Below are 22276 nucleotides of genomic sequence, written 5' to 3' on the forward strand. Positions count from 1 at the left end.
AAATAGTATAAAAAACTGCATTGATAGTGTGCACGAATAATACATCAATAACATTCAACAAAGAAATTAAATTGATAAGTAAATATATAATCCCTTGGGTAGTTATCCAATTGGGATACTATACTAGTTATCTAAATAAATTTTAGAATAGTAGGTAATTAATATTCATTCAAAATAATATCATTGCTTAACAAACAGTTATAATAATACTTCATTAATCATTATGATCTTCCGATATAGCAGGTAATAGAACTTCATCAGGATGATAATGTCAGTACTGAAAGTGATTGCCGCTAAGAAAACCGCGACGAATGTCGCGGTTTATGTCGGTTTTGTCAGAGAGGTGACACTAAACGGCAGGAGCAGAGATGTACATGTGAATGCACGGAGATACCCGCTAACCGCCCCAGTCGCGGCGTTCAACGAGCGGATCAGCCTGTCAAACAACAGGAAAAGCTTGTCACGCGGCAACCGCGTGAATCCCCGGAAGGTTACATAAATATCACTCACAACACATCATCCTCCTCGCTCCATTCCTGTTCGGCGATCAGCCGTTCGAAACGGTTAGGGTCGCGCTGACGGCGGGCGACGCGCGGCTCGCCGTCATGCCAGCATTGCTGGATCTGCTGCAGCAGTTGGGCGATCGGCGTATCGGCCGGTACGCGCACCGCCCGTACCCCCACCTGCAACAACTGGCGGAATACGGCGTCGCCAATCGCCACGCAATACAACGTGACGCAATCCTCCAGCGCGTCGATGCGACAGGTGAGTTTGTCCTCCTGATGACCGTAACGCACGTTGAAGTCCACCACTTTCAGCAGCGTGACCTGATCTTCTTTCACGCCGTAGATCACCAGCCGGGGCGTGGCGCCAAAGTGTTGATCGACATGGTGATAGTCAGAACTGGCGAACGCCACCTTCATTGACCAGACGCCGGCGCTGATGGCGCTGAGATGCCGGTTAACATGCTGCATGGTCCGCCTCCTGACGCCGCGGCGGCGCAAACTGCTGCTTGAGCGGCGAGTGGTAAACCGGCTGATGATGATGGCCCGCCAGCATCAGGTTCGCCAGTTCGAACAGGGTGTCGCGCATACCGGCATAGCCCTGACGCGGGCGGCGAAACTCGCCGATCTTATCGAAGATCGGAAATCCGGCGCGGATCAGCGGAATGCCGAACTGTTCCGCCAGATCGACGGCATGGGAATTGGACAGCAACAGGTCGGCCGGGCTGTCGCACAGGAGATCCTGCAAATCTTCCAGATCGCCGATCACCACCTGCTCCACCGGCAACGCCGCCAGACTTTGCTGGTTGACCGGCGCCACCACCGGGCCCGGTGTGATGCCCTGACTGAGGGCGAAGTCGCACCAGCCCGCCAGCAGATCGCCCTCCGCCGCCAGCGCCATACGCCGACCTTGCAGCCACATATGGCAGTCGATCATCGCGTCCTGCAACTGGCCGCGCTGGCGGTCGATCCACGCCGGTACGTCGCGCCCGGCCAGCTGTTGCAGATGCCGGATAAAGCAGTCCATGTGCTCCAGCGTCATCAGATGCGGCAGGCTGAGCGACTGACCGCGGCTGCGCATCGCCAGCAAACTGGCGGCGCGGCTCAACGACACGCCGATGGCGACGGTACTCAGGCTTTGCCCCATCTGCTCGATGCCGCGCAGCGGCGTGCCGCCCTGCGTCACCGCTTGAAAATCGCCGCCGGCGAGGTGCCCGTCCAGCGATTGCGACAGATCCGGCAGGATCACCGGCTGTAGCCCGAACGCTTCGACGTAGCTGCGGATCAGCTCGACATCGCCGGGATTAAACAGGTGGCTAAGCAGCAGGTTGACGCGCCGATTGCGCATCCCCACCGGCGGTTTGTCCGGCACCCACTGCTGGATAATGCTCTCCACCACCGCGCTGAAGCCATTCTCCAGCGATCCGTAGAAATCCGGCGTGTTGACCGTCAGGATCGCCACCGATTTAAAGCGTGGATAGTCGTCGCGGAACTGCCGCACCGCCCGCGCCATATCGCTGCCTTGCGCCTCGGACAGCCCGGTGCTGACCAGCACGATCGCTTTCGGCGTGTTGCGCTGGCACAGCGTAGCGAGCGCGGTGAAGATGTTGTCGTCCGCCCCCATGATGGTGGTGGTCGGGTCCATCGCGGTGGACTGCAACGGAATCGGCTCGTGAAAATGCTGGATGAAAAACACCTTGGCGAACGCGCTGCACCCCTGCGCGCCATGTACCAGCGGGATGCTGTGTTCGATGCCCTGAGCGGCCAGAATCGCCCCCAGCGGCTGGCCGCTTTTAATCGGGCTGGTCGCCAGCGGTTTTTTACTGCGAATCACCTGTGCCATCGCTGCTCCTTAGTGCCACGGGGCTCGTTGATGAGTTTGCCGCCAGATGGGGCTATCGAGCGTCAGGCACAGCTGCTGCGCCAGCGCCACCAGCCCGCGATATCCGGCGAAAGCGTGCTCGCGCTCCTGATTGATATCCAGAAACGGCAGCCGCGCCTTGTACGCGGTATACATGTTGCGCCCGCCAGCGATCATCATGTCTGCGCCGTAACGGTAAACCACATCCAGCAGCGTGCGGGCATTGCCTTCTTCCAGCATCAGCGCGTCGTCGCCCATCAGCTCGCGGATGCGCTGCTTGTCCTCCTCGGTGGATTTACGGGTGCCGGTGGCGACCACGGTGATGCCCAGATCCTGCAACGCCGACACCACCGACCAGGACTTGACGCCGCCGGTGTACAACAGGACTTTACGCCCCTGCAAACGTTCGCGGTACGGCGCCAGCGCCTGCGTCACGGCGACTTCTTCGCGGGCGATCAGCGCGTCGGTGCGGGTCATCAGGTCCGCATCGCCGGTCATCGCCGCCAGTTGCCGCAGCGCGTCGGACATCGCCCGTACGCCGTAGAAGCTGCCTTCAAACCACGGAGTGCCGTAGCGCTGCTCCAGTTGCCGGGCGACATTGATCAGCGCCCGCGAGCACACCAGCATGTTCGCTTCGGCCCGGTGCATCGTTTGGATTTCAGCGAAGCGGGCATCGCCGGACAGGCTGCCCAGCACCCGGATACCCAGTTCATCCAGCAGCGGCAGCACGTTCCAGAACTCGCCGGCGATGTTGAACTCGCCAATCAGGCCGATATCGTGCCGGTGTTCGGGAGCGAATGGGGTGTCCTGCGGCCAGGGCGCCGGTTCCCGCTGACCCATCACCTTTTTCACCATCACCTCGCCCGCCAGCCGGTTGCCGAAATTCTTGCTGCCGTAAAAACCGGCGGCGTCGATGGCGATCACCGGCACACCCACCGCCGCCGATGCCGCCTGACATACCGCTTCAATGTCGTCGCCCTCCATCGCCGGTACGCAGGTGTTGTAGATAAACACCGCCGCCGGGCGGTAGCGGTTGACGATATGCCGCACCGCATGGAACAGCCGCCGTTCGCCACGCCCCATGATCACGTCCTGCTCATTGAGATCGGTGGTGAAACCAAGCCGGTTGAGCGTCGGGCCGGAGCTTTGGCTACCGCGGTTATCCCAGGAACTGCCGGTGCAGCCAATCGGCCCATGTACCAGATGGGCGACGTCCGCCAGCGGCAGTAACGTGATCTGCGCGCCGTCAAACGCGCAGCCGCCTGCGGTGGCGCCGGGTTTGGGCGCGCTGCACCCCGACTTTTGCTTGTGGTTATGTTCACAGGCTGGCTCGTCGAACAACGCCAGAATTTCACTTCCCTTCATCTCACCCTCGCCGCGTTTGTTGATATTCCTCATGCGGTGCAAAACGCAGGCCAGCGCTGATAATTTGATTTATAAGGAAAAAGTGGTGTGAGGTTTACGACAAAGCAGACAATTGGCGGAGATGAACAGCACAGGGGGACGCGAATCATTGCGGGGCACAGCCTGACCTACATCAACAACCCTTCGTTATAAAACTATTAGGCTGTCCCCCCTATCGGGCCGGCACGCCACGTCTGATGAAAAACACAGCTTAATAGTCGCCTTACCGATATTGACTTCATGTCAGCAAGACATCAGAAACCATAGCGGCAGGCAGGGAAAACCCGTCGTTTAAAGGAGATAGGGAATGTTAGAAAAAATCAAAATAAAAAATGGGCTTTACTGCGTGATCGCGGTATTTGTGCTGCTATTACTTTCTGTTTGCACGTTCAGTCTGTATTCCTCCATGCAAAGCAACCTGTCTATCCGCAAGGTCAGCAGCATCGAAGGAGAACAGCTTATCCCCCTTTATTCCGCCTATTCGGAAATGCTGAACGCCAGGCTGGCCGGCATCAATGTTGCGCTGGCTATTCAGGACAAAAAGGATGACGCCACCATTCAGGCCGGTCTGGAACGGCTGAACGGCTACATCGCTTCCGCCAACAGCACCATGGAGGAACTGCACGGTATTCCGGCGCTGACGTCGCAAGGCCGGGCGCTGCGCGGTGAAATCGACGACGCCTTCAATGACTACATGAACAACGCCGTCGCTCCGATGCTCACGGCGCTGCGCGACCGAAACGTTGATCGGTTCTACACGACGCTGGTGCCCGAGGCGCTGGAAAAAGGCGCGACCTTCCGCCAGAAACTGACGCAGTTTGTCACCTTCGCCAAAGGTATCGGGCATGAAGAGATCGCGCATGCGGACGGTTTCTATCAGCAAACATTAACTATCCTGATTTCCACACTGCTAGTGGTGCTGTTCATCAGTCTGTTCACGCTGAAATTCATTCGCACCGTGGTGCTGACGCCGATGCAGAAAGTCAGAACCTACTTCGGCATGATGGAACAAGGCGTGCTGACGCTGGATATTCCTCCTCAGCACAATACCGAGATGGGCGGGCTGATGGTTTCGCTGAAAGACATGCAGCAGGCGTTCCGCAAAATCGTGCTGGATGTCAGAGACTCGGCCGGTTCCGTGGCGGCCGGCGCGGAACAAATCTCCGCCGCCAACCGGGATTTCGCCGCCCGTACCGAAGCGCAGGCGTCATCCGTCGAACAAACCGCCGCCAGCATGGAGCAGATCACCGCGTCCGTGCAGGAAAACACCGCCAACACCGGCAAAGCCATGACACTGACCAACTCCGTGGCGGCGCTGGCGGAAAAGAACGCCAGCAACTTTAGCCAGATGATCGAACGCATCCAGCACATCGCCGACAGCTCCAACAAGATCAACGATATCATCAGCATCATGGACGGCATCGCCTTCCAGACCAACATTCTGGCGCTTAACGCGGCGGTGGAAGCCGCCCGCGCGGGCGAAGCCGGTAAAGGCTTTGCGGTCGTGGCGTCTGAAGTGCGCAGTCTGGCACAGCGCAGCGCCGGGTCGGCACGCGAAATCAAAGAGTTGATCGAAAAAACGGCCAATGAAATCACCCAGGGCGAAAAAGTCGCGTCGCTCTCCACCCAGGACATGGCGCGGCTGATGGACGAGATCAAACGCGTGAATGAATTCATGGCGGATATCTCGATGGCCTCATCAGAACAAGCCAAAGGCATCGAGCAGGTTAACACCGCCATCACCCTGCTTGAGCAAGCCTCCCAGCAAAACGCGGCGCTGGTCGAAGAGTCCGCCTCCGCCAGTTCCTCGCTGCACGAACAGGCGAAAAATCTGGACGACACCATGACGTTTTTCAATCTGAACGACAATAGCCCGCTGGCTATCGCCGCGCCGCGTTGATGCTTTCCGGCCGCAACCGCCGCCCCGTTGTCAGCCCGCCGCCATCAGCGGCGGGCTGATTTTTCCCAATATTGCGCGGGCAGAAACAGCCGCTCACACCAATCAGCGCGCTTGTTACACCCGGCACGCGATCTTTTACATCCAGCGACGATAATAGACGGTGTATCGCAATGAGGCGTGACACCGCCCAACGTTGAAGAAGGCGACCTCTTACCCGCAACGGCTTTATCAGGAGGCATCATGGCGCTCAAGCCTGTCCGAACCGGCATTATCCCTATGAGATCGTTGTTATCCGGCACATTTTTGTTATGCGGTACGTTGCTGTTGTCCGGTTGCCCCCGAACGTCAGAATGGCCTGATAGCGGCCCAGCCAACCAGCCGGTGCCCTACAACCAATGCGACAAAATCGGCACCTACAACATCCGTTTCGATCGCTTCGACGAAACCGCCCAGCAGATCGCCCACGCCACCGGCTGCGGCATCATCACCGACACCAGCAAAACCGGCGCGGTGCGCCCTCACCCGGTTATCGGCACGATGACCATCCGTCAGGCGGTGCAAACGGCGATTACCGGCACCCGACTGCGGATCACGCATCAGGACGGAGAGAGCATAACGGTGGAGTGATAACACGGAACTTAATTGAATTTTTTCTTTTTATCATGACGATACGGCTTCGCGCTGTAAGTCGGCGTCATGACTGTCGATACCGCGTGTTTAATTGACGCTTTTAATCCCTTAAACACGCTGATTTCATTTGAAATATCCAGGTAATCACTGATCCCCTGAGCCAGGGACTCAATAATAGTTTGGGCGTCACGAATACGAAAAGTAGACGACTCCGCCAGTTTCAGCAGGCAGGCCTTATCCGGAAACACCTTACTGTTTGCCATCTTGAGCGCCATCTTATTATCAATGGTGTCATAAATCAGGGTGTGGGTGATATCAAACGGTGGAGAAACAAATATCCGTTTCATGTCGGGCGTATATTGCAAAGCAAAATTTTTCAGATGCGCATCGCCATTACCGATCAGACAATTAAACACAATGTACCGATACATTCTGGATACTTCATCATAACTACCGGTGTAAAGATACGTTGCTTTCAACAATGTCTCATAGCTGCCGCTATATTTCGCATCAGGATTGTTGGGTTTCTTCAACAATGTGGTGAAATCTTCATACCCCAATCGCTGCCCTTCTGGTTTGTCGAAACGCGCGACGATGAAGGTTTCGAGATTCTCCGACAACCAGGTTTCAGGCGGTTCCAGACCGCAATACCTCGCCGCGCCCATACATACAAACTCATTAACCGTCAGTAATGGAAATAGCTCGTCAAACGATTTAACGATAAGCGCTTTCTGTTCCACCGTCCTGCCTGTTTCAGGCAAGCTGACCTTGGGCTGCACGCCAGCCAGCGTATTACGTAAATAATATTTTTCCAGCAATTGGGGAAACAACGGCTCCGCTCCCTGATAATGCAAAATCTCGGATAACGAGATATTTTCAGTTTCAGGAAAATGCAAATCGCTTTGGTAATCCAGCATGCCGATACCATGTTCGCCCTGTAATGCAAGTAGATACATATCATTGACCCGCGCATAACGGGCCAGTTTTTCCGCGATGTAGCGTCGGTTAAATCCCTCAGGCAAGTTCTGCGCGAAAACAGGATGTAGGGCGCCGGATACATAGCCATCCAGCGTAGAGTTGGTCATGGTTAACGATACATGGCGCTGAACCTGAATGGGCTGGTAATGATGAACCGAACCGTGCGTCAGCACGCCCAATGGCTGGCCTGACGAACACACGGTAATCTTATCGATTTTTCCGGGTAGTTGCTCCAGCACCATTACTCATCCTCCGCAAAAAGCTTGTCGACCTCATCCCAGCCTGGCAGCCGATGCTGCTTCGTCGCCAACTCAAGCTGTAAACCGACCGCATCCAGATATCGTTCAAAAATATCCAGCGAGCCAGTAAACCGGCCGTTCTCAATCTCGGATAGCGTGGTTTTGTTAATCCCTGTTTGCTCCGCCAATTGTTTTTGTGTTAGCCCGCGCGCCTTACGGGTACTGGCTATCGTTTTCCCCATATTCTCTCTGCTTGCCATGTTCGCCGCCGTCAACGTGATGCCATCGCCTATCAAAAGAATATCACCGAAAAAGTTAGCCATATAGCTAACAAGAAAAATAAAATGTAAAAAGTTAGCCATATGGCTAACATTTATCAAAAAACAGGTATCAACCGTTAACGATGATGGCGCCGTCAACAGCGACACGATGCAGAACAGCGGACGCCAGCCATCAGGGAAAGCATACCAACGCACTGGTATGCTTTTAGGATATCAAAACACCCTATCCTCCAGCGGGTTGCCCTTTTCCAGCCGCTTGGCGAGCCACGGCGGCAGCGTGCCGGCCAGCAGGGTTTGCAGCGCGTCGCGCTGGGGTTGAATCCGGGTGCCGGGCGCGACCTTGACCGGGTGGATGTTGTGGCGAATGATGCGCGCCGCCGCCGGGCCGCCAATCGCCTCGCAGAACAGCAAGTGGCAGTCGTTCAGCAGCGCCGAACGCACTTCATTGCCTTCCTGCTCGCCTCCGGCCGGTTGATAGCGGCGCAGGTCGTGCAGCCAGGAACCGTCCTGATCGAACGCGTAGATAAAAAACAGCCGACACTGACCGAAGTGGCCGTTAATGGTCAGCCCATCCTGCGAGGCGAACGCCGCCAGCAGTTGCGGCCTGCGGCGGGAAGGCGCCGCGACAGCCAGATGCGGCGGCAGCGCGCCGCGCAGGCAGTCCATCACCGTGCGCCAGCGCGCCGGGGTCATGCCGTCGGCATCAATCGGGAAACGCGCCGCCAGTTCCGCTTGCGTCAGCGACGCCAGCCGGTCCGCATCCAGCGACGCTTCATCGCCGTCGCCGAGCCAGCCCAGCAGCCGTGGCGGCGGCAGCTCCGGCAGGCACTGGATCAGCGCGAACAGGCGCCAGAACAACACATCATCATCAGACATGCTCCTTTCTCCTTATCCGAGCTCAGCACGGCTGGCACGCAAGCTGACCGGGAACACCGGCTTCGCGTCCTGAGGATTGACGTAATAACACTTGCCGCCTTCCAGCTCGACGCGTCCGCCCCAGTAATCGTGCCGATCAAACTCCATGCCCGTTACTTTGGCTTCCAGGTCCAGCTTGGCGATGTAGCAGTACAGTTGTGTATTGCGCTCACGAAAAATCACCACCGGCATCGGTTTCTCCTTAGCGAAACCAGGCAGCCCGGACAACGCCGGGCGCCTGAGAGTGGAAGAAGGTTGCAGCGCTCCCTGCGCGCAGGGAAACGCCGCCACCTCAGCGGATCAGATCGAAGTTGTAATCGGTCTTGCCGAGCGTCATGGTGTCGTGATCCAGCTTCTCCAGCACCGCATTCACCAGCGTGGTGAGGATCGACATCGCCCCCTCGTAACCCCAGGTGGTCTGGCGATGCAGGTGGTGGCGGTCGAACAGCGGGAAGCCGAGCCGGATCAACGGCACTTCAAACTGTTCACCCTTCGCCAGCGTGTCACGCTGAATGAACTTGCCGTAGGAGTTGCCGATCATGAAATCCGGTTTGTTGGTGAACATCAGCGAGCGGAAGTGCCACAGGTCGCAGTTGATGTATACCTCGCTGTCCTGACCATAGGGCGACGCTTCCAGTAATTTCTTCATCGCCTTGTGCCAGCGTTTGCTGCCGTTGTGACACAGGATCACCGTCGGTTCGCAGCCCAGCTCCAGTAGAAACTGGGTTAACCCCATGACAAAATCCGGATCGCCGTACAGGCCGAAGCGCTTGCCGTGCAGCCAGGTGTGGGAGTCGAGCATCATGTCCACTAGCCGGCCGCGCTCCAGCGTCAGCGCCTCGCCAATCGGTTTACCGGTCAGTGCGCTGACCGTCATCAGCAGTTTGTCGGTGGCGGCCAGGCCGATCGGCACCGGTACCTCGGTGGCGGGCTGGCCCCATTCGTCCTGCACCATTTTTTTGGTCTTCACCAGATGCCACGGTTGCAGCAGCAGCGTATCGATGGCGTTCGGCGCCTCGCGCATCTCCTGCTGGCTGGTGCCGCCGGCGTACATACGGTAGTGGCCGTCGGCCGGGGTATCCAGCACCTCGGACGGATCCGACAACAGGCTGCACGGCACCTCCATCTGCGCCATCATCCGTTTTATCACCCGGTAGTTACCGAGGTAGGTTTCAAACCCGGTAACCAGATTCAGCCGCGCCAGCGAGCCGGGCTGATGGTTTTTCCCTTCGCCGGTGGTGAAGGTGCGGGCGAAGCCTTCGAACATGTTGTCCCAGCCGGTGATGTGGCTGCCGATAAAACTCGGGGTGTGGGCGTACGGAATCGGCATGTCCGCAGCGACAAATCCATCTTTCTTGGCGTTGGCGATAAAGGCCTGCAAGTCATCGCCGATCACCTCCGCCATGCAGGTGGTGGAGACGGCGATCATCTCCGGCTGGTACAACGCGCTGGCGTTCTGCAAGCCGCTGTTCATATTGTTATTGCCGCCGAATACCGCGGCATCTTCGGTCATCGAGTCGGAAACGCAGGCGATCGGCTCTTTAAAGTGGCGATTGAAATAGGTGCGGAAATAGGCCACGCACCCCTGCGAACCGTGTACGTAAGGCAGGGTGTTGGCAAACCCGAGCGCGCACAGCACCGCACCCAGCGGCTGGCAGGCTTTCGCCGGGTCGATGGTCAGCGCTTCGCGCTGGAAATTCAGTTGCTGGTACTCTTGGGTGGTGGTCCACTCGAAGACATCGCGCACGCGCTGTTCGTCGTGGGCTTCCTCCATACCGCGCTTGTTGCGAAACAGCGTCTGGTATTCTTCCTGCTCGAACAACGGGTAGCAGGGCTGGGTTTTTTCAGCAGTTTGACTCATGGTGTTCTCCTCCCGCGCCACTAATCGGTGAACTGACGGGATATCAGGATGGTTTTATAAATAGTCATCGTTGATAAATAATCATCATCAGGCGGACTTCAGCCACGGGGCGGTTAATTCGCTCCAACTGGGGTTATTGAGCGTCATGTCCATATCGCGGGCGAAGATGGCGAAGCCGTCATAGCCGTGGTACGGACCGGAGTAATCCCAGGAGTGCATCTGACGGAACGGCACCCCCATTTTCTGGAAGATGTACTTCTCCTTGATGCCGGAGCCGATCAGGTCCGGCTTCAGCGCCTTGACGAAGGCTTCCAGCTCGTAGCTGCTGGCGTCGTCGAACATCAGCGTGCCTTCCTTCAGCTCCGGCAAGGTGCGGTCGTAATCGTCGTTATGACCGAATTCATAACCGGTGCCGATGATCTCCATACCGAGGTCTTCATACGCGCCGATGATGTGACGCGGCCGCAGCCCGCCGAGGTACAGCAGCACCTTGCGCCCTTCCAGCCGCGGGCGGTATTTGGCGATTACCGCGTCGGTCTGTGCCTGATAGCGGGCGATCACCGCCTCGGCGTTTTTCTGGATGGTTTCATCGAACTGCGCGGCGATTTTGCGCAGCGACTCGGCGATTTTGGTGGGACCGAAGAAGTTGTATTCCATCCACGGAATACCGTGTTTTTCCTCCATGTGGCGCGAGATGTAGTTCATCGACCGGTAGCAATGCACCAGATTCAGCTTCACATGCGGCGTGTTTTCCATCTCCACCAGCGTACCGTCGCCGGACCACTGCGCCACCACCCGCAGCCCCATCTCTTCCAGCAGAATGCGCGAGGCCCAGGCGTCGCCGCCGATGTTGTAGTCGCCGATAATCGCCACGTCGTACGGCGTGGATTCGAACGGTTTGCCGTCGCGGTTATCCAGCACCCAGTCGCGGATCACGTCGTTGGCGATGTGGTGCCCGAGCGATTGCGACACGCCGCGAAACCCTTCACAGCGTACCGGCACCACCGGTTTGCCGATGGCTTTGCGGCTGGCGTTGGCGACCGCTTCGATGTCGTCGCCAATCAGCCCCACCGGGCACTCCGACTGAATGGAAATGCCCTTGGTCAGCGGGAACAGCAGTTCCAGTTCCTCAATCAGTTTGGTGAGTTTTTTATCGCCGCCGAACACGATGTCTTTTTCCTGAAAATCAGAGGTGAAATTCAGGGTACCGAAACTGTTCACGCCGCTGACGCCGGTGTAGTAATTGCGGCGTCCGGCGCGGGAATACTGTCCGCAGCCGATCGGCCCGTGGGAAATATGGGCCATGTCCTTGATCGGGCCGAACACTACGCCTTTGGAACCGGCATAAGCGCAGCCGCGAACGGTCATCACCCCCGGCTGGGATTTGCGGTTGGACACGATGCATTTGCCCACGCTTTCCATCGCCGGGTCGGTCACCATCATGTGTTTTTTGCGCTCTTTGCGCGCTTTTTCAGGGAAGACCTCCAGCACTTCCTGGATGATCGCCTGATTGCGTTCACTCGTTGCGTTTGTCATTCCGGCTTTCCTTTATTCATCGCCAGACGCCCGCCCCCGCGGCCGCCGGCACAGGGTTCATCAGGCGGCATTCTCTTCGGCGGCGGTCTTGCCGATGATGCTGGTGTCTTCTTCTTCCATGATGCCGAACTCCATCAGCAACGCTTCCAGTTCGTCCATCGTCACCGGCGTGGGCACCACCATTTTGGTGTTGTTGACGATCTTGCCTGCCAGCGTGCGGTACTCATCGGCCTGTTTGCATTTGGGGTCGTATTCGATCACCGTCATGCGGCGGATTTCGGCGCGCTGCACGATGTTGTCGCGCGGCACGAAGTGAATCATCTGGGTGCCGAGTTTTTCCGCCAGCGCGATGATCAACTCATCTTCCCGATCGGTCTGACGGGAATTGCAAATCAGCCCGCCCAGGCGCACCTTGCCGGATTTGGCGTATTTGACGATGCCTTTGGAGATGTTGTTGGCGGCGTACATCGCCATCATCTCGCCGGAGCAGACGATGTAGATTTCCTGCGCCTTGTTTTCGCGGATCGGCATGGCGAAGCCGCCGCACACCACGTCGCCCAGCACGTCGTAGAACACGAAGTCGATGTCCTCTTCATACGCGCCTTCCTCTTCAAGGAAGTTGATGGCGGTGATGACGCCGCGACCGGCGCAGCCCACGCCCGGCTCCGGGCCGCCGGACTCGGCGCAACGCACGCCGCCGTAGCCGATTTGCAGCACATCTTCCAGTTCGAGGTCTTCCACCGAGCCGACTTCCGCCGCCATTTCCATAATGGTGTTCTGGGCCTTGGCGTGCAGGATCAGACGGGTGGAGTCCGCCTTCGGGTCGCAGCCGACGATCATCACTTTCTTGCCCATCTCCGCCAGCGCGGCGACCAGATTCTGGGTGGTGGTGGATTTACCAATACCGCCTTTGCCATAGATGGCACATTGACGCATTGCCATAATTGCTTCTCCTGTTCGGGTTGAATGCTTGTTGCACACCCCATGAGGAGTGCAGGGAACGTACCAGCCGGGCCATATCCATCAATTTATTGATTTAATTTGATTTTGAGAAAACGTCAGCCGCCACGGCGGCACAGAGACAAGACAATCGGCAGACCAATTGTTGGAAAAGGGACAATCAGGATAGCGTCTGAATGCGGTCTGCGGCCGGCAGCGCCGCCAACCGGCATGCAGCCGGAATACGGTACGTTTTCTTAAACGCCGCCATAGCCGATGCGATAAAGAAATGACCGACGCGATAAAGAAGATGAATGAAAAGAAAAATAAAAAAACCACGTATGTTATCCAAACGTGGTTATTATTGAAGAATACATTTACACATATTTTATCTATGATTCTGAATTATCTTTTCAGAAGAAAACCATCGTTATGAAATTTTTTGTATAGAGATAGAACCATCCTGGGTGGTATTAGCCGCGGATATCGGCGAATAAACCAGCTGGCTCGAAACACCGTAAAAATTCTTGGTATAAGAATTTCCCGGATTTACCAAAATATCAAAATCCGTGCTGGCGATACCGCTGCCGGAGGTGGCAATCACTTTGGTGCTTAATAATTCCTTGATTTCATTCGGCGTATTAACCGCAATGACATCAACATGACTACCGGAGAAATACAACCCTACCTGCCCGGTATTGCCGGATTGAACGGTCAGTGCATACCAGGCCAGCGGCGGGGTGGCGTACGAGCGGGAATAACCGTTAAAGTGTACGGCACGCCCATCCAGCGGGATTTCCTGATTCTGGATTTTACCCAGCGGAAAATAGAGACTGACCGCGTAGACATCAATGGACGATCCCTGCTGTTCCGTTTTCGGTACGGAAACCGTGATCTCGCTGGCATGGGTTACACCGGGGTTGATGAGGTAAGCCAGCCCGAGAGAAAAGCCCTGAGCCTGCACGGAATCAATCTGATAATTGGTCGGTGCCTGATTGTTATAAGCCACATTAAAACTGGTTGTATTCCCGGTATTGTTATACGCCACAATGGCAACCGGCTGATTGGGTAAATTAGTGAATGTCACGGCATCCCCCGTACCTAATGTCGTACGGCTGCCATCACTAATACTTGATTTCAACTGCACCGCATTCAGGGTTTCGACTGCAATAGCCATATTCCGTTCCTCTTAATAAATAATATATTGGAGTTGAAGCGGCAATATCACCGCCGTCTGATAACTGTAGGCAGTGAATATTCCCCTCTCAAGAAAATAGAATATGATATTTTCGTCAATACTAATCCATTAATGCCAATTGAATTAATTAATTCACTGCATTCCCCATCCTCATTGATATATAGGGTGTTTTTAAAACATCTACGCATATTATTTAGAATAAAATAATTCAAAAGCGTAGTTCTTATTATCAGGCCACAAATTTTGATGGCGGCGGCTCCGTTATGCGCGCCGCCCTCGTCTGACGCCCGGCAACAGTAGCCACGAGAGTGGGAACCGGCACAACACTTTGTTGGCAGGCCGACAGGATGTCGCAGTCCGTGTCTTGTTCCGCTCAATCACACCGACGCCACATTTCCACAGCCGCGGCAGCGACCATCGTAACCCATTCAATCTTCTGCCTTTCCTGGATCAGGCGCTAACTGGCATAAGCCGTGCTAGGTCAGCCCATGACGGTGCGCCAGCCGGCAAAGCGTAGCTGGCGACCTTCGACACCACAGAGAGGAACCCGTACATGGCAAGAAAGATGAAAACAATGGATGGCAACGCCGCGGCGGCGTATATCTCGTACGCCTTTACCGAGGTGGCGGCTATCTATCCCATCACCCCCTCCACGCCGATGGCTGAAAACGTGGATGAATGGGCGGCGCAGGGCAAAAAGAATCTGTTCGGCCAGCCGGTCAGAATGGTGGAAATGCAGTCGGAAGCCGGAGCGGCGGCGGCGGTGCACGGTTCGTTGCAGGCCGGCGCGCTCACTACCACCTATACCGCGTCGCAGGGGTTGTTGCTGATGATCCCCAACCTCTACAAAATCGCCGGCGAGCTATTGCCGGCGGTATTCCACGTCAGCGCTCGCGCGCTGGCCACCAGCTCGCTCAATATTTTCGGCGACCACCAGGACGTGATGGCGGTGCGGCAAACCGGCTGCGCCATGCTGGCGGAGAGCAGCGTACAACAGGTGATGGACCTGTCCGCCGTGGCGCATCTGGCGGCGATCAAAGGCCGGGTGCCGTTCATCAACTTCTTCGACGGCTTTCGCACCTCCCACGAGATCCAGAAGATCGAACTGCTGGAGTACGACGAACTGGCTACGCTGCTGGACCGGCAGGCGGTGGATCGCTTTCGCCGCGGCGCCCTGCACCCGGACCATCCGGTAGCGCGCGGCACCGCGCAAAACCCGGATATCTACTTTCAGGAGCGGGAATCGGTTAACCGTTTCTATCAGGCGCTGCCGGAACTGGTGGAAGAAACGATGGCGCACATCAGCCGGCTCACCGGCCGCGAATACCATCTGTTCAACTATTACGGCGCGCCGGACGCCGAACGCCTGATTATCGCGATGGGTTCGGTGTGCGAAACCATTCAGGAAACCGTCGATTACCTCAACCAGCGCGGCGAACAGGTCGGGCTGCTGACCGTGCACCTGTACCGCCCGTTCTCGCTGACGCATTTTTTTGCCGCCATCCCGCCCACGGTGCAGCGCATCGCGGTGCTGGACCGCACCAAGGAGCCGGGCGCGCAGGCCGAACCGCTGTATCTGGACGTAAAAAACGCCTTCTACAATCACGATGACCGGCCGCTGATCGTCGGCGGCCGCTATGCGCTAGGCGGCAAAGATATCGCACCGGCGCACATCGCCGCGGTATTCAATAACCTGCTGCAGCCCATGCCGCAGGATGGTTTTACCGTCGGCATCGTAGACGATGTTACCCACAGCTCGCTGCCGTTGCCGGTCGATGATATCGATACCGCGCCTGCGGGCACCACCGCCTGCAAGTTCTGGGGGCTCGGTTCCGACGGTACGGTCGGCGCCAATAAAAGCGCCATCAAGATCATCGGCGACCAGACGCCGATGTACGCGCAGGCCTATTTCTCCTACGACTCGAAAAAATCCGGCGGGATTACCGTGTCGCACCTGCGCTTCGGCGCCCAGCCGATTACCTCGCCGTACCTGATCCGCAACGCCGATTTCATCGCCTGTTCGCAGCAATCCTACGTCGATAAATACGACCTGCTGGCGGGGCTGAAACCCGGCGGCATTTTCCTGCTCAATTGCAACTGGAACCCGACGGAGCTGGAAGCGGCGTTGCCGGCGGCGATGAAACGCTATCTGGCGCGCAACCAGATTCGCTTTTATGTGGTCAACGCGGTGGACATCGCCCGACAGCTCGGGCTGGGCGGCCGCTTCAACATGATCATGCAGGCGGCATTCTTCAAACTGACCGGGATTATTCCTGCCGATACCGCCGCCGATTACCTGAAAAGCGCGGTCGCCCTGTCCTACGGCAAGAAAGGCCAGAGCGTGGTGGAGATGAATCAGGCCGCCATCGATCAGGGCATGCAGGCGCCGGTTCAGGTGCGCATCCCGGCCGACTGGGCCGACCTGCCGGAACCCGTTGCGACCCTCGACGGCGCCCAGCCCGATTTTATCCGGCGCATCCTGACGCCGATGAACCGGCAGGAGGGCGATAACTTGCCGGTCAGCGCCTTTACCGGCATGGAAGACGGCACCTTTCCGCTCGGCACCGCGGCGTTTGAGAAACGCGGCATCGCCATCAGCGTGCCCGCCTGGCAACCGGAAGGCTGCACCCAGTGCAACCAGTGCGCATTTATCTGCCCCCACGCCGCCATCCGCCCGGCTCTGCTGACCGAAGAAGAGCGGGCGCGGGCGCCCGACACCCTGCTCAGTAAACCGGCCACCGGCGCCAAAACGCTGCACTACCATCTGGCGGTGTCGCCGCTGGACTGCTCCGGCTGCGGCAACTGCGTGGATATCTGCCCGTCGCGCGGTAAATCGTTGACCATGCAGCCGCTGACGTCGCAGCAGCCCAAAATCGCGCTGTGGGAACAGGTGCTCGGCCTGCCGCCCAAAGCCAACCCGTTCAGCAAAACCACCGTCAAGGGCAGCCAGTTCGAGACGCCGCTGCTGGAGTTCTCCGGCGCCTGCGCCGGATGCGGCGAAACCCCATACGCCCGCTTGATTACCCAGCTGTTTGGCGACCGTATGCTGATCGCCAACGCCACCGGCTGCTCCTCCATCTGGGGCGCCAGCGCGCCGTCCATCCCTTACACCGCCAACCACCGCGGACACGGCCCCGCCTGGGCCAACTCGCTGTTTGAAGACAACGCCGAATTCGGATTGGGGATGCTGCTGGGCGGCAACGCCATCCGCGAACAGTTGGCCGGCGACGCCGCGACGGCGTTGATGCAACCGCTTAGCCCGGCGCTGGCCGACGCGCTCAACCTGTGGCTGGAACTGAAAGACCGCGGCGACGACACCCGCGAGCGGGCCGATCGATTAATCACCCTGCTGGAGCATGAAAAAGGCGACGACCCGGTGCTCAACCGTCTCTATCAGAACCGGGATTACCTCGCCAAGCGGTCGCAATGGATTTTCGGCGGCGACGGCTGGGCCTATGACATCGGCTTCGGCGGGCTGGACCACGTGCTGGCCTCCGGCGAAGACATCAACGTGCTGGTGTTCGACACCGAGGTGTATTCCAACACCGGCGGCCAGTCGTCCAAATCCACCCCGGCGGCGGCGATGGCGAAATTCGCCGCCGAAGGCAAACGCACCCGCAAGAAAGACCTCGGCCTGATGGCGATGAGTTACGGCTACGTGTACGTGGCGCAGGTAGCGATGGGGGCGGACAAGGCACAAACGCTGCGCGCCATCGCCGAAGCGGAAGCCCACCCCGGCCCGTCGCTGGTCATCGCCTACGCCGCCTGCATCAACCACGGCCTGAAAGCCGGCATGGGATGCAGCCAGCGTGAAACCAAGAAGGCGGTGGAAGCGGGATACTGGAACCTGTACCGCTTCAACCCGCAGTTGCAGGCGGCGGGCAAAAACCCGTTCACGCTGGATTCCGACGAACCGGAAGCCGATTTCCAGGACTTTTTGATGGGAGAAGTGCGCTATAGCGCGTTACGGCGCCAGTACCCGGAGCAGGCGAGCCAGTTGTTCGCCAAAACCGAACAGGACGCCAGAGAGCGTTTCGAGCGGTACAAACGTCTGGCGGAGGGGTAATGCTGCCGGCGCCTATGATTGTCAGGCAAGGATAGCCGCTGCTCTGGCGCCTGCGTTGCAGGCGCCATCTTAATCACCGGGGAATCAGAATGACTGCAACGCGCCGATCTTCCCTTGCTGCCAGTTGGTTTCCGACTGGCGCAGCGCCTGACTGATATCCGCCAACCGGTCGGAAGGCAGCGTTTTCGGCAGCAAATCCAACCCAACGGTCGAGAGAATTTGGCCGTAGGTATTGCGCAGTTCCGCGTAGGCCAGATCCTGACGCAGATTAGCATTCAGAGCGTTCAGTTCTCCCTGAATCAATTGCAGTTCGCCGATACTGTTGGCTTTATAGCGATTGCGCAGTTGTTCGGCAATCTGGCCGTCGAGATCGCGCAGTTCCACACTGGTTTTATACTGGCGCACCGCTTCGTTGAAGTTGGCGCGGGCGATATACAGCTGCGCCATAACGGCCAGCGACATCGCCTGACGCTGAACTTCCGACACTTTTTCATTGGCCTGAGCCGTCTTATACGCCGCCGGCCCAGACAGCAGATTAAACAGGTTCCAGGTCACCTTCACGCCGACGTCCGCCCAGCTCTGGTTAACCATGAACGAGTTGCTGTCGTAGTGACCGCCCGCGCTGACCTCCAGCCCCGGCAACATGCGCAGCAGAGATTTACGGGTTTCCGCTGCGTGAACGCGCACCTGATAATCCTGTTCCTTCAGTTCCGGACGGCTGAGCAACGCGGTCTGTTCCAGCGTATTGAAGTCGACGTTTAATTGCGGCACCGGCATGTCGTTACTGTTCGGCAACGCCAGCGAATACGGGGTATCCAGCGGCAGATTCATCAACGTCGCCAGTTCGGTCTTCGCCAGCGACAATGCCCGGCGTTGTTCTTCCAACTGGCGTACCGCGTCGATCAGCGCGCGGCGATAACTGAGCGCTTCAACCGGATCGCCAACCTGCTGCGTACTCATGTGCTCACTGGCTTCGCGCGCCTGATTCACCCGATCGATCAGGCTATCAATCCGCCCCAGCAGGCGCTCTGCCGCTACCGCCCGCCAGTACGCCGAGCGCACGTCCTGAATAATGGTATGGACGACCTTGCGCTTACGCTCGTCGGCGATCCAGCGCTGATCGGCCTTTTGTTTGGCGCTGACATAGCTGACGCCGAAATCCAGCACGTTCCACACCATCGTCAGGTCGGCAACGTCGCGGTTGCGGTCCAGCGAGGTGGACGGCTCCAGCGACTGCCGCCCGGTTTCGATGCTGCGGCTACTGGACGCACTGGTATTGCTGCGCCCGACATAGCCCGCCGACATCGCCATCTGGGGCAGCATGTCATAGCGCGCCAGCTCCAGTTGCTGTTGCGACAACGCCTGTTCCATCACCTTAAGCCGGGCTTCCAGGTTGTATTTAAGCGCTCTCGCCATCGCATCGTACAGCGTAATAGGCGCCGTTACCGGTTCCTGTTTGCTGAACATGGCCACTTTATCCTGCTGGATACGCTGCTCGCTTTGCTCTTTCGAAATAGGCTGACTGGTGACGGCACAACCGCTCATCGCCATGACGATGAGGCTGAGACTGAAAAGTTTCCGACCCTTTGACACGATTCCACTCCTGACCTTTGTTGTTATTTTTCGGCTGCTATTGTCATCACTACTGCTATCGCTATGAATGCCTTGTCCCAAGACCGCGTTTATCCTTGCTGTCTATCGCTGTTGCTCTGACCGCGATCGGCCTGAGCGCTATTGAACTGCCCCATATCCAGCAACGCCTGTTCAATGGCGGCCAAACGTTGTGATTCCATGTCCCCAATGTGCCGCAACTGCCGCTCCAGGCCGGGGGCGAACTCCATCGCCATGCCGCCGGATGACGTCGTAAGCCGCGCCTCATTTCCGGTGTTGTCTGCGTTGACGCTGATGTCACGCCAGCTACCGCCGGAGAACACCGCCATCGGCGACAAGGAAGGCAGGTTGATCCCTGAAAACACGCCTGCCAGCGAAGAGCTTCCGCCCATCGCGCCGCCGTTATTGAAACTTGGGAATGACCCCAGCGAACTGTCAAACCGGCTGGCGCCGCCGGAAGCAGCGACCTGCCCGAAGGCACCGGCGATCTGACTGACCGGCGCACTACCGGTTTGCGGCGTATTCTGGGCAGCCTGAAAGATCGTTGTCGTTGCCGTCGTGTTATCGGCCGCTCCACCAGTATTCAGGGAGCCGAGCGGCGTCGGGGCAAATAATGCGCCTAACGTGACCGGTGCATTATTTGCCACCGTAATCATCGGTGCTGGCGCAACGTTAGGCGACGTCGGACCCGCGCCGTTAACCCTGAATTCCGGGTTGCCGTTATCCACATTATTGCTGTTATCCACACTGCTGCCGGTGACGGCAAGCCCAAAGGTGGTGCTGACCGAGGCATTGCCGCTGTCGGTCGCCGTTACCCGAATGGTCAGGTTGCCCACATCGCTGTTGCCCGGCGTGCCTGAGAAGGTGCGCGTCGACGGATTGAAAGCCAGCCAGCCCGGCAGCGCCGAACCATCCGCCTGCGCCGCGCTCAACGTCAGCGTGTCGCCGGTATCGGGATCGGTGAAAATACCGGCCGGTACGGTAAAGCTGAAACCACCGTTTTGTGTCGCCGTTTGGGCATTCAGCGAGCCGGACACCACGGGCGCATCGTTGACGTTGGTGACGGTCAGCCCGAAAGTGGTGCTGACCGACGCATTGCCGCTGTCGGTCGCCGTCACCCGAATGGTCAGATTGCCCACATCACCGTTACCCGGCGTGCCCGAGAAAGTGCGGGTTGAAGGATTAAAGCTCAACCAGCCCGGCAGCGCCGAACCATCCGCCTGCGCCGCTCTCAACGTCAGCGTGTCGCCGATATCGGGATCGGTAAAGGTGCCAGCCGGTACGATAAAGCTGAAGCTGCCGTTTTGCGCGATGGTCTGGTCGGCCACCGGTATGGAAACGACCGGCGGAAGATTACTGTTGTTAACCGTCAGCCCGAAGGTGGTGCTGACCGAGGCATTGCCGCTGTCGGTCGCGGTTATCCGAATGGTCAGGTTGCCCACATCGCTGCTGCCCGGCGTGCCTGAGAAGGTGCGCGTCGACGGGTTGAAAGCCAGCCAGCCCGGCAGCGGTGAACCATCTGCCAGCGTCGCGTTCAGCGTCAGCGTGTCGCCGCTGTCTACGTCAACAAACGTACCGGCTGGCACCGTGAAACTGAACACCGCATCTTTCGTTGCACTTTGACCACTGACAGTGCCGCCGACCGTGGGCGCATCATTCACGCCGCTCACCGCCAGCGACGCCTGCGCGCTATTGGTAGAGAACGCGCTGCTGCCGCCGGAGGTCGAGGTATCCGCCAGGCCCTTGCTGGCCCCCGCTGTCGCCGTACCGCTGGTTTGATCCCACGCTCTGAAACCCAACGTTGCGGTTTCGCCGTTAGCGTTGTCCGGCACATAGCGAATCTGCGCCGTCGAACCAAGCAACAGAGCCGATGAACCCGATACCGTGCCGACATTGAACCAGTTGGCCCCGCTGTCGGTGGAGTATTGCCATGTACCATTCCCCGTCAGCGCGGTAACGGCGATGCCGCTGACGGCACCGCTGTCCACATCGCCGTAACCGGAAGTGCTCAGCAACGACGATACCAACGTGGACGACGAAGTTACGTCTTCCGTCGTCGAGGTCAGCGTCACCGTGGCGCCGCTGGATAAGGTCGGCGCATCGTTGACGTTGCTCACTGCCAGCGACGCCTGCGCACTGTTGGCGGAGAACGCGCTGCCGCCGCCGGAAGTCGAGGCATCCGCCAGCCCCCTGCTCGCGCCTGACGTCGCTGTGCCACTGGTTTGATCCCAGGCTCTGAAACTGAAGGTGGCGGTTTCGCCATTGGCGCTGTCCGGCATATAGCGGATCTGCGCCGTCGAACTGAGCAGCAGCGCCGACGAGCTGGATACCGTGCCGACGTTGAACCAGTTGGT

General features: G+C 58.1%; 16 protein-coding genes. 3 read left to right on the forward strand and 13 right to left on the reverse strand.

Translation table 11 applies throughout. The features are described 5' to 3' along the window. Positions 1-506: 506 nt before the first annotated feature. From DXX3274_RS19580 to nifE, 3 genes are read right to left on the reverse strand one after another with little or no spacing between them, the layout of a single operon-like run. On the reverse strand, positions 507-974 hold the full coding sequence (locus DXX3274_RS19580; protein WP_042861241.1) for a NifB/NifX family molybdenum-iron cluster-binding protein: 468 nt from the start codon (positions 972-974) through the stop codon (positions 507-509). Continuing rightward, on the reverse strand, positions 961-2346 hold the full coding sequence (gene nifN, locus DXX3274_RS19585; protein WP_042861243.1) for a nitrogenase iron-molybdenum cofactor biosynthesis protein NifN: 1386 nt from the start codon (positions 2344-2346) through the stop codon (positions 961-963). The genes DXX3274_RS19580 and nifN overlap by 14 nt, the downstream gene beginning before the upstream one ends. Before the next feature lie 9 nt (positions 2347-2355). Next, a complete protein-coding gene (gene nifE, locus DXX3274_RS19590; RefSeq protein ID WP_042861245.1) occupies positions 2356-3729 on the reverse strand; it encodes a nitrogenase iron-molybdenum cofactor biosynthesis protein NifE in 1374 nt (457 codons plus the stop codon). Positions 3730-4075: 346 nt separating this feature from the next. Between nifE and DXX3274_RS19595 the strand changes: the two genes are divergently transcribed. Both DXX3274_RS19595 and DXX3274_RS19600 read left to right on the forward strand, forming a co-directional pair. Next, entirely contained in the window at positions 4076-5668 is a 1593-nt protein-coding gene (locus DXX3274_RS19595) for a methyl-accepting chemotaxis protein (protein WP_042861246.1), read from the forward strand. 276 nt (positions 5669-5944) lie between these two features. Beyond that, complete coding sequence (locus DXX3274_RS19600; protein ID WP_042862231.1) at positions 5945-6295, forward strand: hypothetical protein; 351 nt, start codon at positions 5945-5947, stop codon at positions 6293-6295. Between the two features lie 11 nt (positions 6296-6306). On the opposite strand, the gene DXX3274_RS19605 is transcribed toward DXX3274_RS19600, so the two are convergent. From DXX3274_RS19605 to DXX3274_RS19640, 8 genes are all read right to left on the reverse strand, one after another. Next, positions 6307-7518, reverse strand: a complete 1212-nt coding sequence (locus tag DXX3274_RS19605) for a type II toxin-antitoxin system HipA family toxin (protein WP_042861248.1) — start codon at positions 7516-7518, stop codon at positions 6307-6309. Next, entirely contained in the window at positions 7518-7991 is a 474-nt protein-coding gene (locus DXX3274_RS24080; RefSeq protein WP_202960825.1) for a helix-turn-helix domain-containing protein, read from the reverse strand. The genes DXX3274_RS19605 and DXX3274_RS24080 overlap by 1 nt, the downstream gene beginning before the upstream one ends. A gap of 18 nt (positions 7992-8009) precedes the next feature. Next, positions 8010-8672 carry a NifB/NifX family molybdenum-iron cluster-binding protein gene (locus tag DXX3274_RS19615; RefSeq protein WP_042861250.1) on the reverse strand — a complete coding sequence of 221 codons (663 nt, stop codon included), beginning with the start codon at positions 8670-8672 and terminating at the stop codon, positions 8010-8012. Between the two features lie 12 nt (positions 8673-8684). After that, complete coding sequence (nifT, locus tag DXX3274_RS19620) at positions 8685-8903, reverse strand: putative nitrogen fixation protein NifT (protein ID WP_042861252.1); 219 nt, start codon at positions 8901-8903, stop codon at positions 8685-8687. A 100-nt stretch (positions 8904-9003) separates the two neighbouring features. Continuing rightward, positions 9004-10572 (reverse strand): nitrogenase molybdenum-iron protein subunit beta, encoded by a 1569-nt coding sequence (nifK, locus tag DXX3274_RS19625; protein ID WP_042861254.1) that lies wholly within the window; start codon positions 10570-10572, stop codon positions 9004-9006. Positions 10573-10659: 87 nt separating this feature from the next. After that, the gene (gene nifD, locus DXX3274_RS19630) at positions 10660-12108 is read right to left on the reverse strand and encodes a nitrogenase molybdenum-iron protein alpha chain (protein ID WP_042861256.1); all 1449 of its coding nucleotides are present in this window, start codon (positions 12106-12108) and stop codon (positions 10660-10662) included. 60 nt (positions 12109-12168) lie between these two features. After that, complete coding sequence (nifH, locus tag DXX3274_RS19635; RefSeq protein ID WP_038665259.1) at positions 12169-13050, reverse strand: nitrogenase iron protein; 882 nt, start codon at positions 13048-13050, stop codon at positions 12169-12171. 427 nt (positions 13051-13477) lie between these two features. After that, positions 13478-14194 (reverse strand): hypothetical protein, encoded by a 717-nt coding sequence (locus tag DXX3274_RS19640; RefSeq protein WP_152495283.1) that lies wholly within the window; start codon positions 14192-14194, stop codon positions 13478-13480. 604 nt (positions 14195-14798) lie between these two features. On the opposite strand from DXX3274_RS19640, the gene nifJ reads away from it, so the two are divergent. Further along, positions 14799-18311 carry a pyruvate:ferredoxin (flavodoxin) oxidoreductase gene (gene nifJ, locus DXX3274_RS19645; protein WP_042861261.1) on the forward strand — a complete coding sequence of 1171 codons (3513 nt, stop codon included), beginning with the start codon at positions 14799-14801 and terminating at the stop codon, positions 18309-18311. Positions 18312-18395: 84 nt separating this feature from the next. On the opposite strand, the gene DXX3274_RS19650 is transcribed toward nifJ, so the two are convergent. Together DXX3274_RS19650 and DXX3274_RS19655 are read right to left on the reverse strand one after the other, a co-directional pair. Further along, positions 18396-19904, reverse strand: coding sequence for a TolC family protein (locus DXX3274_RS19650; RefSeq protein WP_042861262.1), 1509 nt, complete (start codon positions 19902-19904; stop codon positions 18396-18398). An 89-nt stretch (positions 19905-19993) separates the two neighbouring features. Further along, on the reverse strand, positions 19994-22276 hold a 2283-nt coding region (locus DXX3274_RS19655; RefSeq protein WP_238556061.1), incomplete at its 5' end, for a putative Ig domain-containing protein.

The sequence above is a fragment of the Dickeya sp. NCPPB 3274 genome, assembly GCF_000406205.1.
GTDB lineage: Bacteria > Pseudomonadota > Gammaproteobacteria > Enterobacterales > Enterobacteriaceae > Dickeya > Dickeya fangzhongdai.

What these genes read in the sequence shown, in the direction of transcription:
- DXX3274_RS19605 (WP_042861248.1), bottom strand. Translation starts at nt 7,518, where the DNA reads ATGGTGCTGGAGCAACTACCCGGAAAAATCGATAAGATTACCGTGTGT.
- DXX3274_RS19580 (WP_042861241.1), bottom strand. Translation starts at nt 974, where the DNA reads ATGCAGCATGTTAACCGGCATCTCAGCGCCATCAGCGCCGGCGTCTGG.
- DXX3274_RS19615 (WP_042861250.1), bottom strand. Translation starts at nt 8,672, where the DNA reads ATGTCTGATGATGATGTGTTGTTCTGGCGCCTGTTCGCGCTGATCCAG.
- nifK (WP_042861254.1), bottom strand. Translation starts at nt 10,572, where the DNA reads ATGAGTCAAACTGCTGAAAAAACCCAGCCCTGCTACCCGTTGTTCGAG.
- DXX3274_RS19595 (WP_042861246.1), top strand. Translation starts at nt 4,076, where the DNA reads ATGTTAGAAAAAATCAAAATAAAAAATGGGCTTTACTGCGTGATCGCG.
- nifE (WP_042861245.1), bottom strand. Translation starts at nt 3,729, where the DNA reads ATGAAGGGAAGTGAAATTCTGGCGTTGTTCGACGAGCCAGCCTGTGAA.
- nifN (WP_042861243.1), bottom strand. Translation starts at nt 2,346, where the DNA reads ATGGCACAGGTGATTCGCAGTAAAAAACCGCTGGCGACCAGCCCGATT.
- nifH (WP_038665259.1), bottom strand. Translation starts at nt 13,050, where the DNA reads ATGGCAATGCGTCAATGTGCCATCTATGGCAAAGGCGGTATTGGTAAA.
- nifD (WP_042861256.1), bottom strand. Translation starts at nt 12,108, where the DNA reads ATGACAAACGCAACGAGTGAACGCAATCAGGCGATCATCCAGGAAGTG.
- nifT (WP_042861252.1), bottom strand. Translation starts at nt 8,903, where the DNA reads ATGCCGGTGGTGATTTTTCGTGAGCGCAATACACAACTGTACTGCTAC.
- DXX3274_RS19600 (WP_042862231.1), top strand. Translation starts at nt 5,945, where the DNA reads ATGAGATCGTTGTTATCCGGCACATTTTTGTTATGCGGTACGTTGCTG.
- nifJ (WP_042861261.1), top strand. Translation starts at nt 14,799, where the DNA reads ATGGCAAGAAAGATGAAAACAATGGATGGCAACGCCGCGGCGGCGTAT.